This is a genomic window from Gordonia abscondita (assembly GCF_032711245.1).
Taxonomy (GTDB): Bacteria; Actinomycetota; Actinomycetes; order Mycobacteriales; family Mycobacteriaceae; genus Gordonia.
In genome coordinates this window covers 2,356,739-2,371,199 of the sequence record NZ_CP128986.1, presented here as the reverse complement: position 1 = coordinate 2,371,199, position 14,461 = coordinate 2,356,739, and the positions used below count along the sequence as shown (strand labels likewise).

Annotated in this window: 11 protein-coding genes; 1 reads left to right on the top strand and 10 read right to left on the bottom strand. The window is 66.0% G+C overall.

The features are described 5' to 3' along the window. Positions 1-10: 10 nt before the first annotated feature. The 8 genes from MP11Mi_RS11095 to mtrA all read right to left on the bottom strand — a co-directional run bounded on the left by MP11Mi_RS11095 (position 11) and on the right by mtrA (position 10,314). On the bottom strand, positions 11-490 hold the full coding sequence (locus tag MP11Mi_RS11095; RefSeq protein ID WP_420038979.1) for an Rv3235 family protein: 480 nt from the start codon (positions 488-490) through the stop codon (positions 11-13). Between the two features lie 54 nt (positions 491-544). After that, positions 545-1,501 carry a DUF808 domain-containing protein gene (locus MP11Mi_RS11090; RefSeq protein ID WP_420038978.1) on the bottom strand — a complete coding sequence of 319 codons (957 nt, stop codon included), beginning with the start codon at positions 1,499-1,501 and terminating at the stop codon, positions 545-547. Between the two features lie 54 nt (positions 1,502-1,555). Next, complete coding sequence (gene secA / locus MP11Mi_RS11085; RefSeq protein ID WP_420038977.1) at positions 1,556-4,315, bottom strand: preprotein translocase subunit SecA; 2,760 nt, start codon at positions 4,313-4,315, stop codon at positions 1,556-1,558. 201 nt (positions 4,316-4,516) lie between these two features. Then, positions 4,517-5,254: a ribosome hibernation-promoting factor, HPF/YfiA family gene (gene hpf, locus MP11Mi_RS11080; protein WP_420038976.1), complete on the bottom strand. Its 738-nt coding sequence runs from the start codon at positions 5,252-5,254 to the stop codon at positions 4,517-4,519. Positions 5,255-5,546: 292 nt separating this feature from the next. Beyond that, entirely contained in the window at positions 5,547-6,245 is a 699-nt protein-coding gene (locus tag MP11Mi_RS11075) for a ComF family protein (RefSeq protein WP_420038975.1), read from the bottom strand. Between the two features lie 63 nt (positions 6,246-6,308). Continuing rightward, positions 6,309-8,036, bottom strand: a complete 1,728-nt coding sequence (locus MP11Mi_RS11070) for an LpqB family beta-propeller domain-containing protein (RefSeq protein WP_420038974.1) — start codon at positions 8,034-8,036, stop codon at positions 6,309-6,311. Beyond that, complete coding sequence (gene mtrB / locus MP11Mi_RS11065; protein WP_420038973.1) at positions 8,033-9,640, bottom strand: MtrAB system histidine kinase MtrB; 1,608 nt, start codon at positions 9,638-9,640, stop codon at positions 8,033-8,035. Before mtrB ends, MP11Mi_RS11070 begins: the two co-directional genes overlap by 4 nt. Continuing rightward, positions 9,637-10,314, bottom strand: a complete 678-nt coding sequence (gene mtrA / locus MP11Mi_RS11060) for an MtrAB system response regulator MtrA (RefSeq protein ID WP_420038972.1) — start codon at positions 10,312-10,314, stop codon at positions 9,637-9,639. Before mtrA ends, mtrB begins: the two co-directional genes overlap by 4 nt. A 108-nt stretch (positions 10,315-10,422) precedes the next feature. Here mtrA and MP11Mi_RS11055 point away from each other — a divergent pair, with 108 nt between their 5' ends. Then, on the top strand, positions 10,423-11,058 hold the full coding sequence (locus tag MP11Mi_RS11055) for a dTMP kinase (RefSeq protein ID WP_420038971.1): 636 nt from the start codon (positions 10,423-10,425) through the stop codon (positions 11,056-11,058). A gap of 159 nt (positions 11,059-11,217) precedes the next feature. Here MP11Mi_RS11055 and ahcY read toward each other — a convergent pair whose 3' ends face one another. Both ahcY and MP11Mi_RS11045 read right to left on the bottom strand, forming a co-directional pair. After that, positions 11,218-12,708 (bottom strand): adenosylhomocysteinase, encoded by a 1,491-nt coding sequence (gene ahcY / locus MP11Mi_RS11050; protein ID WP_420038970.1) that lies wholly within the window; start codon positions 12,706-12,708, stop codon positions 11,218-11,220. Positions 12,709-12,823: 115 nt separating this feature from the next. Then, complete coding sequence (locus MP11Mi_RS11045) at positions 12,824-14,368, bottom strand: APC family permease (protein WP_420042074.1); 1,545 nt, start codon at positions 14,366-14,368, stop codon at positions 12,824-12,826. Between the last annotated feature and the right edge of the window lie 93 nt (positions 14,369-14,461).

The window sequence follows — 14,461 nt, the reverse complement described above, 5'->3', positions numbered from 1 at the left end:
GCCGCACGCGTCAGATGACGCCGAACTCCGTCATCGTCCACCGTTCGACGACGCCCCGGCCGGGAGAACGCACGCACCTCAACTCGACGCGGCCCGCGACGGCTCGCGTCCGCAAGCCGCGTTCCACCGTGCCGAAATAGTTCGCCGCGCGCGGCGACACCATCTGCAAGTGGATGCGTCGGAGACGGACGGTCGGGCCGCGAACCGGGGCCCGAGCGACCGCGTCTTCTCGTTTCCGCAGCGCGAGTGCGATCTGGTCGAACACCTCCTCGGTGATGACCGGCGATAGGTGCTCGCAGGGTCGTCTCCCGTCGAGCACTTCGAGGATCCGCTGCAGGATGGCGATGGCGCAGGTACGCGCCACACGCGCCGCCTCGACCGGTGGCGCCTGCCTGGTATGCGCCGTCCTCGTCGGTGCTTCCCCCGTGCGCGCATCATCCGTGCGCGCCTGCGTGACTGCTCGGGCCTCGACCCGCGTGATAGTGCTCATACCCTTTGGACGCACGCGGACCCGAGCTGGTTCCATGACACGCCGAGTTCAGGATCAGCGTGCGGAACCGTGTGCCTTGTTGCCATGCCGCAAGGACCCGGCGCCGTGCACGATCGCGAGGACGACCCCGCCCCACACCACGCCGAACACCGCGGACGCGAGTGTGTTCGCGATCCATCCGATCACTCCGCCGATCGACGGGATCAGCTCGTGGAACCAGTGCTCGATGTGGTGCACCACGTCGTACGGGAACGCCCAGCCGAGTTCGTCCGCGCCCTGCAAGACGATGTGTCCACCGACCCAGCACATGGCGACCACACCGACTGCGCTGAGCGTCGACAGCACCACCGGCATAGCAGTGACCAAGCCGCGGCCGAACGCGGCGACGACCTTCGAATCGCGTGTCGCCAGCGCGAGTCCGATGTCGTCCATCTTCACGATCAGCGCGACGACGCCGTACACGAGGAAGGTGATCAGGAGGCCGACAACCACCAGGATCACCGCGCGCGCGATGAACGGCTCGTCGGCGACCTCGTTGAGCGCGATCACCATGATCTCGGCGGACAGGATGAAGTCGGTGCGGACGGCGCCGGACACCACAGCCTTCTCCTGTTCGGGCCCGACCTTGTCCACGGTCTCGTCGGCCTTTCCGTGACCGGAGACGAGTTCCCAGACCTTCTCGGCGCCCTCGAAGCAGAGGTAGGTGCCGCCAAGCATCAGGATCGGCGTCAGTAGCCACGGCAACCATTGGCTGAGGACCAACGCGACCGGCAGGATGATCAGCAGCTTGTTGCGCAGCGACCCTTTCGCGATCTTGCCGATGATCGGCAGTTCGCGTTGCGGACGTACACCGTGGACATATCTGGGCGTGACCGCGGTGTCGTCGACGACGACGCCGACGGCTTTCGCGCTGGCGCGCCCGGTGGCCGCCGCGACGTCGTCCAACGACGCGGCAGCCATCTTGGCCAGTACGGCGATATCGTCCAGAAGGGCGGCGAGTCCTGCGCTCATATCGACAAACAATAGCGCCCGGCAGCATCGGCTACCGGGCGCTGTCGTCGCAGGCTACTTCTTGCGGCGGTTGCGCCGCTCGGCCTCGCGCCGTTCACGTCGACTCCCCGTCGCGGCAGGAGGCTGGTTCGCCGGAGCCGGAGCGGGTGCCACACCGGCGAGTTCCTGGGCCTGCGAGTGGAATTCGGCCGCCCCATCCTCACCGGGCCCGCTGAACGTGTGGGTCGCGTCGTCGTCGGCTTCGGCGGCGTCCCCACCAAAGCCCGACAGCATGTCGCTGACACTCGTGCCGAGCGCAGGAGACGGAGCCTCCACCTGGACCTGGGCGTTGAAGAGGATCGAGACGGTCTCCTCCTTCATCGCGTCCAGCATCGCGCTGAACATGTCGTAGCCTTCGCGTTGATACTCGACCACCGGGTCACGCTGGGCCATCGACCGCAGATGGATGCCTTCGCGGAGATAGTCCATCTCATACAGGTGGTCGCGCCATTTACGGTCGAGGACCTGCAGGAGCACCGAGCGCTCCAGATTCGACATGCCTTCGTCGCCAGCGACGTCGACGATCTCGCCAACCCTCTTGTCGTAGGCGGCGAGCGCGTCGTCGACGATCTTCTCGCGCAGTTCGCCCCGCGAGATGTCGTCGCGTTCGCCGAACTCGTTGTCGCCGACGACATCCTTCGGGTCGAGCGAGATCGGGTACAACTCCTTCAACGCCGTCCACAGCGAGCCGAGATCCCAGTCTTCGGCGTACCCGACCGCGGTCGCACCGTCGACGTACGCACCGACGACGTCGGACACCATGTCGCGGATCTGATCACGGTGGGTCTCCCCCTCGAGGATCTCGCGGCGTTCGCCGTAAATCACCTTGCGCTGGGAGTTCATCACCTCGTCGTATTTGAGGACGTTCTTGCGGATCTCGAAGTTCTGTTCCTCGACCTGCGTCTGTGCGCTGCGGATGGCTCGAGTAACCATCTTCGCCTCGATCGGCACATCCTCGGGCAGGTTGACGCGGGTCATAATCGACTCGAGGGCCGCACCATTGAATCGGCGCATCAGTTCGTCGCCGAGGGACAGGTAGAAACGAGACTCGCCAGGATCGCCCTGGCGTCCGGACCGGCCACGCAACTGGTTGTCGATGCGGCGCGACTCGTGACGTTCGGTGCCGAGCACGTAGAGGCCGCCCGCATCGCGGACGTCGTCGGCTTCGGCCGTCGCTGCGTCGCGCGCGACGGTGATCGCCTCATCCCACGCGGCCTCGTACTCGTCGGGAGTGTTGACCGGGTCGAGGCCTGCCTTACGCAAACGGGTGTCGGCGATGATGTCCGGGTTGCCGCCCAGGACGACGTCAGTGCCTCGACCGGCCATGTTCGTGGCAACGGTTACCGCAGCGAGACGTCCGGCCTCGGCGACGATCTGAGCTTCTTGCTCGTGGAACTTCGCATTGAGAACCGAATGCTCGACATCGGCCTCGGCTAGCTTGCGCGACAGGTACTCGGACCGCTCGACGCTGGTGGTGCCGATCAGGACGGGCTGTCCTTTGGCGTGCCGTTCGACGACGTCGTCGACGACGGCAGCGAATTTGGCCTCTTCGGACTTGTAGATGAGGTCGGCGCGGTCAGCGCGCACCATCGGCCGGTTGGTCGGGATCGGCACGACACCCAGCTTGTAGATCTGCTGGAATTCGGCGGCCTCAGTCTCGGCGGTACCGGTCATTCCCGACAGGGTGTCGTAGAGACGGAAGTAGTTCTGGAGGGTGATCGTGGCGAGGGTCTGGTTCTCCGCCTTGATCTCGACGCCTTCTTTGGCTTCGATCGCCTGGTGCAGACCCTCGTTGAAGCGTCGACCGTCGAGCACACGACCGGTGAACTCGTCGACGATGAGGACTTCGCCCTTGCGGACGATGTAGTCCTTGTCTCGATGGAACAGCTCTTTGACCTTGATCGAGTTGTTCAAGTAGCTGACGAGCTGCGAATTCTCCGGCTCGTACAGGTTTTCGATGCCGAGACGGTCCTCGACGAATGCGACACCGGACTCGTGGACGCCGACAGTCTTCTTCTTGATGTCCACCTCGTAGTGGACGTCCTTCTCCAGGAGCGGCGCGATACGCGAGAACTCGCCGTACCACTTGCTCGACGAGTCCGTCGGGCCGGAGATGATGAGCGGCGTACGCGCCTCGTCGACGAGGATCGAGTCGACCTCGTCGACGACGGCGAAGTTGTGGCCGCGTTGGACGAGCTCGTCGAGCGAGTGCGTCATGTTGTCGCGAAGATAGTCAAAGCCGAACTCGTTGTTCGTGCCGTAAGTGATGTCGGCGGCGTAGGCGGCGCGACGCTGGTCCGGCGACATGCCCGTGAGAATCACGTCGGTCTCGAGACCGAGGAAACGGTGGACGCGCCCCATCCACTCGGAGTCACGCTTGGCGAGGTAGTCGTTGACGGTGACCACGTGCACGCCCTTGCCCGACAACGCGTTCAGGTATGCGGGCAGCACACAGGTCAGGGTCTTGCCCTCACCGGTCTTCATCTCGGCGATGTTGCCGAAGTGCAGCGCGGCCCCACCCATGATCTGCACGTGGAAGTGCTTCTGGTCCAGCACACGCCAGGCGCCTTCACGAGCGACGGCGAACGCCTCGAGGAGGATGTCGTCGAGCGTCTCCCCGTCGGCCAGACGCTTCTTGAACTCGTCGGTCTTGCCGCGCAGCTCGGCGTCGCTGAGCGCCTCCATCTCGTCAGAGAGCGCCTCGACGCTCGTCGCGTACGAATCCAGTCGCTTGACCAGACGTCCTTCGCCGAGTCGGAGCAGCTTGTTGAGCAACGGTAATCCTCTTGGTAGGCGGTCGAGTTCGCCGCCGGTCGACCGCCGAAGCGGCAGCAGACCGGACAGACCTACTACTCATGGTACGGGGCGCGCTCGCACAGGTACGTCGCGCACGCTGCTAAAGCGTGTCTCGTCGGTCATGAAGACGACGAACCGGCCGCCCCCGAACTGCGCGGGGACGGCCGGGAACGACACTGATCAGGCCAGTCTGATCAGGCCGTAGTCGAACGCGTGGCGTCGGTAGACGACCGACGCCTTGTCGGTTTCCGAATCGTGGAACAGGAAGAAGTCGTGGCCGACCAGTTCCATCTCGTAGAGCGCGTCGTCGACGGACATCGGCGACGCCGTGTGGTCCTTGACGCGGACTACTTGGCCCGGACGGTACTCGTCGAAGCCGTCGTCCCACGGATCAGTCACGTCGTCGAGGTCGCCGACTTCGGCGATCGGCGGCATCGCCTCAGCCGACGCCTCAGCGAGCGATGTCGCCCGGTGTTGGCCGTCCTTGCGGATCTGCTTACGACGCTTGGAGCGGCGCAACCGTTTCTGCAGTTTGTCGAAGGCGAGTTCAGTTGCGGCATAGAAGTTCTCGCCGGTCCCCTGCGCGCGGATCACGGGACCGCGACCGACAGCCGTCACCTCGACCACTTCGCTGTCCTTCGCTCGGCGAGGGTTGGGTTCGTGATAGAGGACGACGTCGAACCGGAAGATCGAGTCGTCGAAGTGCTCGAGGCGGGAGAGCTTGTCACCGAGATATGCGCGGAAGTGATCGGGTATCTCCACATTGCGCCCGTTCCAGGACACATCGGCCTTCGGAACGGACAGCTCTCCCGCATTCGACGAGTTCACCGGCGGCGTGAACGCGGCGGCGTATTCATCTCGTGACTGCGGCTCGGGACCCTTCGGTTCGCGCTGACCCTTGCGGTGAACGACCGTCATATCGAGTTCCTCCTCTGAATGCTCCCGCTCGGGGCGAGCCCGGGCGGGAAACCGATTCGCTTGGCGCACTGCACGGTTCTGGTCTCGTCAGAAGCCGCGTGCGCAGCAGTGCAACGGCACATCTGACAGCGATGTCTCCGGCACCGCGGGCGCTCGTCAGGCTCGGAGAAAAAGGTGCTTCACCTCCCGGCACTCGACGTTCATCACTGCCACTTCCGAAGGTATCCGCAAACTCGAGTTCCGGCCACAGTTTCGTGATTCATCGCTACCTGTGTCGTTCGTTCACACGCCGTCAGGCCCCCGCGAGCACCACAACGACGTCAACGACGATCCCGGCGGCGGCCAGTCGCCGGATCGACGCTGCGGCGGTCGCGCCTGTGGTGAGGACGTCGTCGACCAGGACGACGACGGTGTCGTCGTCGAGCGCCGCGACGGGCGGCGTACCGGTCAGGTCGATCGAACCCGCCAGGTTTGCGGCCCGTGCACCCGCGCCCAGTCCCGCGGAGTCGCGGGCGAACGGTGCGGTCGCCAGGAGCGGCAGCACGCGGGCTCGAGGGCCGAGAAGACCGGTCGCCGACACGGCGACAGCGGCCACCGGGTCGCCTCCACGCCGACGCGCGGCGGACGCCTTGGTCGGTGCGGGGATCACTGCCAGGCGTCGACCGGCAGGTAGGTCACCCCATCGCACCAACGTCAGGAGCGCGGCGGCGAGCCCGTCGCCGAGGATCGGCGCGAGGTCGCGTCGTCCGTGCTCCTTGAGGGCGAGCACTGCAGCGCGCAGCGGGCCGTCGTAGCGTCCGACCGCCCACACCGGCGTGTCGACTTCGACGCGCGGCGCCAACGCCCTGGGCGCATCGCGCAGTTGCGCGTCACACGCCGGACACCACGGTGTGCTCGGCCGACCGCAGCCACCGCACACGAGGGGCACGGCGAGGTCGCCGACGGCTGCGGCGACGGCGCGCAGTGCTCGTATCGGCCCTGCGGATTCCATCCCCCGATCATCGTCGACGACGGCTTCCGTGTCAGCCGCGGCATCCACAGGACGAGCGCCGGATCAGCCCGCGGGGACGATCGGCACGGTGCCCGAATTCATGTCCGAGCTCACTCCCGTCCAGTACTGGTCCGGGCGTCCGGCACCGATACCCAGTTGCTGCACGCCTTGGGTGTCGCCGGCGTACACGGTCTCCTCGCTCGCCGCGACCGACGACAGCGGCGGCTTCAGGTTGCCCGCGACGAGCCCTACCGACGGTCCGCCCGCGAGCGAGATCCGCATGACCGGTGACTCGGCACCGGTGCGGACCGCGTACAGGACCGACGGACCCGACCAGGCGATGTCTGCGACCTCGGTGTCGATATCGACGGCCGCGGGCCGCACGCCAGTCAGCGACGGGATGCCGCGCTCGTTGATCGAGACGACCGCCAACACCGGACGTCCGTCCACCACGAGCGCGACACGCACACCGTCCGGGGAGACGCTCATCGCGGTGATCGTCCCGCCGGCCTTCGCTCGCACCTCGGTGACGTCCAGGTCGACGGTGCCGACGGCGCCCTGAGCATCCAACGACCATTGGATGGGCCTGCCGTCGACGATCGCGTATCCCTCGCTCGGCTCGGCGCCATATGACGGTGACGTCACCTCCCGGCCTGCGGCGATCTCGACTGGCGGGGCGCCGTACGGCCCCTCCATGAGGACCTCGCGCGGCCCCCGTGAGAGAACGGCCGCCGCCCGCGACAGGTCGGCGGTCACGGCCGCGGCCCGCAGGTCCCTGGTGGTGCCGAGCGGACCGGGGATCGGAATCGCGTGCCCGGCGGTCGATCGGACGAGCGCACCGTCGTGCACCAGGTGCAGGGGCGGTTGCGCACTGTCCGGATCGGGGTCGAACGATTGGACGTCCGCGGTCCGCCAACCGCCGTCGTGCCCGGGGACGAGCGGGGCGCCGTCCGCGTTCAACACGTAGGTGCCGGTGATCCCCGCCCCGTTCAACGTCCAGATCAGTTGTGCCGCGAGCACTGTGCGGTTGCGCGTGTCATCCTCGGTCACGTTCTGCAGGTCGACGGTGACCGTGTCTCCGTCGGTGACGACGGCCCCCGACAGCGTCGCCCCCTTGTCCGCGCCGGTGCCGACCGCTCCGTCGAGGTCGGATGCCGGACCGCGAAGAAGAATTCCGACAACGTCGGTCGCGGCTGGGTTCTGACCGAACATCCACCGCGGATCGGTGACCAGTCGGCTCATCGTACGGTCGGGGAAATACAGGCCCACCTGGCGGTACGCGGTGAGGAACTGCGCGCGATCGGTGACGGCTCCGCGCGGCAGATCACCTGCGATCCGCCAGGATCCGCGCACCCGAGTCAACGACAGCGGCACGACCATCGGCCCCGACGCGGGCAGCAACTGGCCGACCGGCGTGAGCGTGCCGACCTTGTCGGCGGTGATCCGCAAACGAACAGCGTCCTCGGTACGTTCATCCACGACCACGCCGACATTGTCGACGACGGTCGTGTCGCCCTGGTCATCCCACCGGCCCGACGCCGCCGACGTCAGGAACTTGCGTGCGGCCCGGTGCCCGGAACTCGGGTCGGCCATCGCTTTGACGACGTTGCGCGCCAACGTCTCCGGATCGTCGCTACGACGCGGGACGGGCACGGCGTTGAGCGGATCCTTCCGGTCGAACACTTCGATCGGCTGGGGGGACGACGAGTCGGGCACCGCGACGCAGCCGGTTAACAGCACAGTGGCGACCACGAGAAGGGATGCGACGACGGTGCGCGCGGTGCGCTTCACTTGTTCACCTCCGAAGTCGGCTTGAGGGGCAGCGGGCTGCCGAGCAGTTTGTGTCCGCGTAACAGCGGGAGCGTCAGGCGGAAACACGATCCGGCGCCGGGTTCGCCCCAAGCCTCCAATCGTCCGGCGTGCAGGCGCGCGTCCTCGATGCTGATCGCCAGGCCGAGGCCGGTGCCGCCGGAACGCCGCACCCGCGACGGGTCCGACCGCCAGAACCGATTGAACACCAATTTCTCCTCGCCCGGCCGTAGTCCGATCCCTTGATCGCGCACGGTGATCGCGACGGCGTCGCCGTCGGATCGCATAGTGAGCGTCACGGGCCGGTGTTCACCGTGGTCGATCGCGTTGGCGAGCAGATTCCGCAGGATGCGCTCCACGCGACGCGGATCGATCTCGGCGAGCACAGGCTCGGCCGGTAGGTTGACGATCAGCTCGGTATCCGATTCGGCGGCGAGGTGGGTAACCGTCGACACCGCGCCGTCGATCGGAATCGCGACGTCCATCCGCTCCGCGGCGAGATCGGCCATGCCTGCATCGTGACGGGATATCTCGAGAAGTTCCGTGAGCAGCGTCTCGAACCGGTCGAGTTCCTTCGAGAGAAGTTCCACCGACCTGCGTTGCATCGGATCGAGTTCGTCACGACTCTCGTACAAGATGTCGGCAGCCATCTTGACGGTCGTCAGTGGGGTACGGAGTTCGTGGCTGACGTCGCTGGTGAACTGGCGTTGCAGGCCGCCGAACTCCTCCAGATGCGTGATCTGGTTGGACAGGCTCTCCGCCATGTCGTTGAAACTGACGGCCAGCCGCGCGAACTCGTCGTCGCCGTTGACCGGCATCCGCTCCGTGAGTCGGCCGTCGGCGAACCGAACCGCGATCCGGGACGCCGACCGCAGCGGCGCGATGACCTGCCGCGACACGAGCCATGCGATCGCGGCAAGCAGGCCGAGTAGAACGATGCCCGCCACCAACAGGGTGCCGCGTACCAAGGCGACGGTGTTCGCTTCTCCGCTCAACGGGAAGACGAGGTACAACTCTAGGTCTTGTAGCGGTGACTCCACCGGACTGCCGACGACGAGCGCCGGCACAGTGTCACCGTTGCGCTCGACGGACGTGTACTGGTACGCGACCTGTCCGCCGCCGACCATCGAACGCAGCGACCGCGGGATCTCTTCGATCGGCCCTACCGACAACCCCGCGCTGACCGAGCCGCGGTCGCCGATGGTCAGCACACTGTCGAAAGTTCCGACGCCCGGCGACTGCGCGGTCTCCGCGTCTGCGTCCGACAGCAACCCCCGCGCACGCGCCATCAGGTTCTGCGCCGACGAACTGCTGTCGGACGAGCTCAGGATGCGCTCGACGGCTCCGCGCGCCCGGTCGACTTCCTCAGTGGCCGCCGCCTGCTTCGCATCGAGCAGGCTGCCGGTGATCTGGCTGATGAGCAGGAATCCGAGAACCAACAGGACCACGATCGAGAGCACCATGGTCGACACGACGACGCGGAGCTGGAGCGAACGCGACCACATCGCGCCGAACGCGCGGCCGATCGAGCGGGCCGCGCGTTGAAGTCGTGCGATGGACCGGTTGAACCGACGCCGACCACTCACGGCGGACCGGCCTTGTAGCCCACCCCTCTCACCGTGAGCACGATCTCCGGGTTCTCCGGGTCGGTCTCCACCTTGGCTCGCAGACGCTGGACATGGACGTTCACCAGTCGAGTGTCCGCCGGATGGCGGTAGCCCCACACCTGCTCGAGCAGAACGTCCCTCGTGAACACTTGACGCGGCTTGCGGGCGAGCGCGACGAGCAGGTCGAACTCCAACGGCGTCAACGAGATCGGCACATCGTCCCGTGTCACCTTGTGCGCCGGGACGTCGATCTGCACAGGACCGATCGCGAGTAGCTCGGCGGGTTCGTCATCGGTGCGACGCAGCCGGGCTCGGACGCGTGCGACGAGTTCCTTCGGCTTGAACGGTTTCACCATGTAGTCGTCGGCACCGGACTCGAGCCCGAGCACGACGTCGACGGTGTCCGACTTCGCGGTCAACATGACGATGGGGACACCGGAGTCCGACCGCAGCACACGACACACGTCGATCCCGTTCATCCCCGGCAGCATCAGGTCCAACAGGACCAGGTCGGGACGTACTTCCCGGACCGCGGTCAGGACCTGCGTTCCGTCGCCGACGACGAACGGCTCGAATCCTTCGTTGCGAAGCACGATGGTCAGCATCTCGGCGAGAGCGGCGTCGTCGTCGACGACCAGGATGCGTGGCTTCATGGGAACCCATGGTGTCACCTACGCTCCCCGAACGGGTTCCGACGCGCCGAGAGGGCGCCGACGACTGCTTGCAGTGCAGCCCTCCGGTTAGTCCGTAGACTGTGACGCGTGGGCATCCTGGTGGCAATCGAAGGTCTTGATGGAGCCGGCAAGAGGACGATCGTCGGCCGCATCCGCGACGCCGCGACAGCACGTGGCGCCCGCACCACGACCTTCACTTTCCCCCGATACGGCGAGTCGATCACCGCCGATCTCGCGTCCGAGGCTCTCCACGGCGAGCACGGGGATCTGCCCGACAGCGTGTACGGGATGGCGATGTTGTTCGCGCTCGACCGGGCAGCGGCCGGCCCCGCACTGCAGGCGGCGTGCGCCGACCACGACCTCGTCCTCTGCGACCGGTACGTCGCGTCGAACGCCGCGTACAGTGCGGCGCGCCTCGGCGAGCCGATCGCCGCGTCGCCGGTCGTCGACTGGGTCACCGGCCTCGAATTCGGCCGGTTCCGTCTACCTACCCCAGACCACCAGTTGCTGCTGGGTGTGCCGCCGGAGGTCGCGATGGCGCGGGCGTCCGGGCGAGCCGCCACCGACGCCGACCGACCCATCGACCATTACGAACGGGACGGCGACCTGCAGTCGGCCGTCTATCGGGCATATTCTGACCTGGCCGCGACCGGCTGGATGTCGCCGTGGTCGCATGCCGCCGACGACGCGGCGATCAGCGCGGTCATAGACCTGCTGGGGTAGCACTGCCGTCGACGCAGACAGCGACGAGGACCAGGTGATCGCGGCCGTCCGTGAGGCGTTCAAACCCGCCGCTGCACCGAAACGACCGAAGGTCCCGCCCCCCGAATACGGAGAGCAGGACCTTCGACGTTCGGCTGACCGCCGGTCCCGGCCGGTGACTCAGTAGCGGTAGTGCTCGGGTTTGTACGGGCCTTCGACGTCCACCCCGATGTACTCGGCCTGCTCCTTGGTCAGCCTGGTCAGGCTGCCACCGAGGGCCTCCACGTGGATCTTGGCGACCTTCTCGTCGAGGTGCTTGGGGAGTCGGTAGACCTCGTTGTCGTACTCGTCGTTCTTGGTCCACAGTTCGATCTGCGCGATGACCTGGTTCGAGAAGCTGTTGCTCATGACGAACGACGGGTGCCCGGTCGCATTGCCGAGGTTGAGCAGACGCCCCTCTGACAGCACGATGATCGAGTGCCCGTCGGGGAACACCCACTGGTCGACCTGCGGCTTGATATTGATGCGGGTCATGCCCTCGGCAGATTCGAGGCCTGCCATGTCGATCTCGTTGTCGAAGTGGCCGATGTTGCCGAGGATGGCCTGGTTTTTCATCTTCGTCATCTGCTCGAAGGTGATGATGCCCAGGTTGCCCGTCGAGGTGATGACGATGTCCGCGTTCGCGATCGCGTCGTCGACGGTGACGACGTCGAAGCCGTCCATCAATGCCTGCAGCGCGTTGATCGGGTCGACCTCGGTGACCTGGACGCGGGCGCCCTGGCCTGCGAGCGACTCGGCGCAGCCCTTCCCGACGTCTCCGTAACCGCAGACGAGCGCCTTCTTGCCGCCGATGAGGACGTCGGTGCCGCGGTTGATGCCGTCGATCAGCGAATGGCGGGTGCCGTACTTGTTGTCGAACTTGCTCTTGGTGACCGAGTCGTTGACGTTGATCGCCGGGAAGCTGAGGTCGCCTGCCGCCGCGAACTGGTAGAGACGCAGCACGCCGGTCGTGGTCTCCTCGGTGACACCCTGCACCGAGTCGGAGACGGCCGTCCACTTGCCCGCGTCGGCGGCCAGCGACTTGCGCAACAGCTCCAGGAACACCTTGTACTCGGCCGGATGGCCGTCATCGGTCGGCGGGACGACGCCTGCTTTCTCGAACTCGGCTCCGCGGAGGACGAGCATCGTGGCGTCGCCTCCGTCGTCCAGGATCATATTGGCAGGGCGCGGCTCACCGTCGGCCCCGGCCGGCCAGGTGAGCATCTTCTCCGCTGCCCACCAGTACTCTTCAAGGCTCTCGCCCTTCCACGCGAACACCGGAACGCCCGAAGGCTCGTCTTCGGTGCCGTGCGGGCCGACGACAATCGCAGCCGCTGCCTCGTCCTGGGTGGAGAAGATATTGCACGACGCCCAGCGGACTTCCGCGCCAAGCGCAGTCAACGTCTCGATGAGGACGGCGGTCTGCACGGTCATATGCAGCGATCCGGAGATGCGTGCACCCTTGAGCGGAGCGACGTCGGCGTATTCGCGACGCAGTTCCATCAGACCAGGCATCTCATGCTCGGCTAGACGAATCTCCTTGCGCCCATACTCGGCGAGTGACAGGTCGGCGACTTTGAACTCGACTCCGTTAATGGTCTGGCTGGTCATGGCGTCCGAAGGCGCTGTCATCTGATCCCTCTCGATCTGCGGGGTGTGCGTCATGCGTTCGTGAACGACGGTACCGGCCACCCCTGGGGAGCGACCGGTACGGCGTCGTGCTCTGGTCAGGTTATCGCGGCCAATTTCACGGACCCGAGCCCGTGCCCGTGTCCGGCTTCGAGTCCGGCGGACCGTCGACGGTGGCGAACCCCGGCAGTTCCGCTCGTTCGCGCATGCCGAGCACCGAGTGGCGGGCGCCGTAGGCCATGTAGACGATCACACCGACCACCATCCAGACGATGAATCGGATCCACGTCTCGATCGACAGGTTGATCATCAGCCAGATACAGGCGAGCACTGCGAGAATCGGGACCAGCGGGACGAGGGGCACGGTGAATCCGCGTTTGAGGTCTGGCCGGGTACGACGCAAGACGACGACGCCGATGCAGACCAGGACGAACGCGAACAGCGTGCCGATGTTGACCATCTCTTCCAGGGTGCCCATCGGGAAGAAGAACGCGAGCGCGGCCGAGACGACGCCGACGATGACGGTGATGCGATACGGCGTCCCGTTCTTTCCGGTCTTCGCGAGGCCTCGCGGCAGCAGGCCGTCGCGCGCCATGGCGAATCCGACGCGGGTCTGCCCGAGCAGCATCACCATCACGACAGTGGTAAGGCCAGCGAGCGCACCGACGTTGATGGCCCACTCGGCCCAGGTAATTCCGTGGGCTTCAAACGCCGTGGCCAGCGTCGAAGTCTGGACTGTGCCATCGGCGAGCTTCTGGTCGGCGAGTTCGGTGTAGTTCACCATTCCGGTCAGGACGAGCGAGACGCTGACGTACAGCACGGTGACGATGGCGAGCGAACCGAGGATGCCCCGCGGCAATGACTTCTGCGGATCCTTGGTCTCCTCAGCAGTCGTCGCGACGACGTCGAAACCGATGAACGCGAAGAACACGAGGGAAGCCGCTGCCAGCAGTCCGTACCAGCCGAAGTTGCTACCGTCGCTACCGGTCATCCAGGAGAACAACGTCTGGTGGATACCCGACTTCCCGCTCTCAGCCGGCTGCCCCTCCGGGACGTACGGCTTGTAGTTCTTGCCGCTGATGTAGAAGGCACCGACGATGACGACGAGTAGCACTACCGCGACCTTGATACAGGTGATGATCAACGAGACTCGGGAGGACAGTTTCGTGCCGAGGATGAGGAGTACCGTCAGCACACCGATGAGAAGCGCCGCACCCCAATCGTATTCGCGCCCTCCGATGACGAACACGTTGTTGCCCGCGCCGATAACGTTGGCGAGGTAGGACGACCAGCCCTTCGCGACCACCGACGCGGCGAGCGCGAACTCGAGGATGAGGTCCCAGCCGATGATCCACGCGACGAACTCGCCGAATGTCGCGTAGGAGAATGTGTAGGCGGACCCGGCGACCGGGACCGTTGATGCGAACTCGGCGTAACAGAGGGCGGCGAGTCCGCACGCGATCGCAGCGAGGACGAAGGCCAGCGACACCGACGGGCCCGCGACGTTGCCCGCGGTGCGCGCGGTCAGGGTGAAGATGCCCGCACCGACGACCACGGCGACACCGAACACCGTGAGGTCCCAGGCTGTCAGTTCTTTTCTGAGTTTGGTGTCAGGTTCGTCAGTGTCGGCCATCGACTGTTCGACCGACTTCACCCGAAACATCGGATTGCTCACGGTGGTTTCTCCTTTTCAATTTCGAGCGTGCACGCTGGGTCGCAGCGGCCTACCCATGAATTCGGGACTGTGATCCCACTC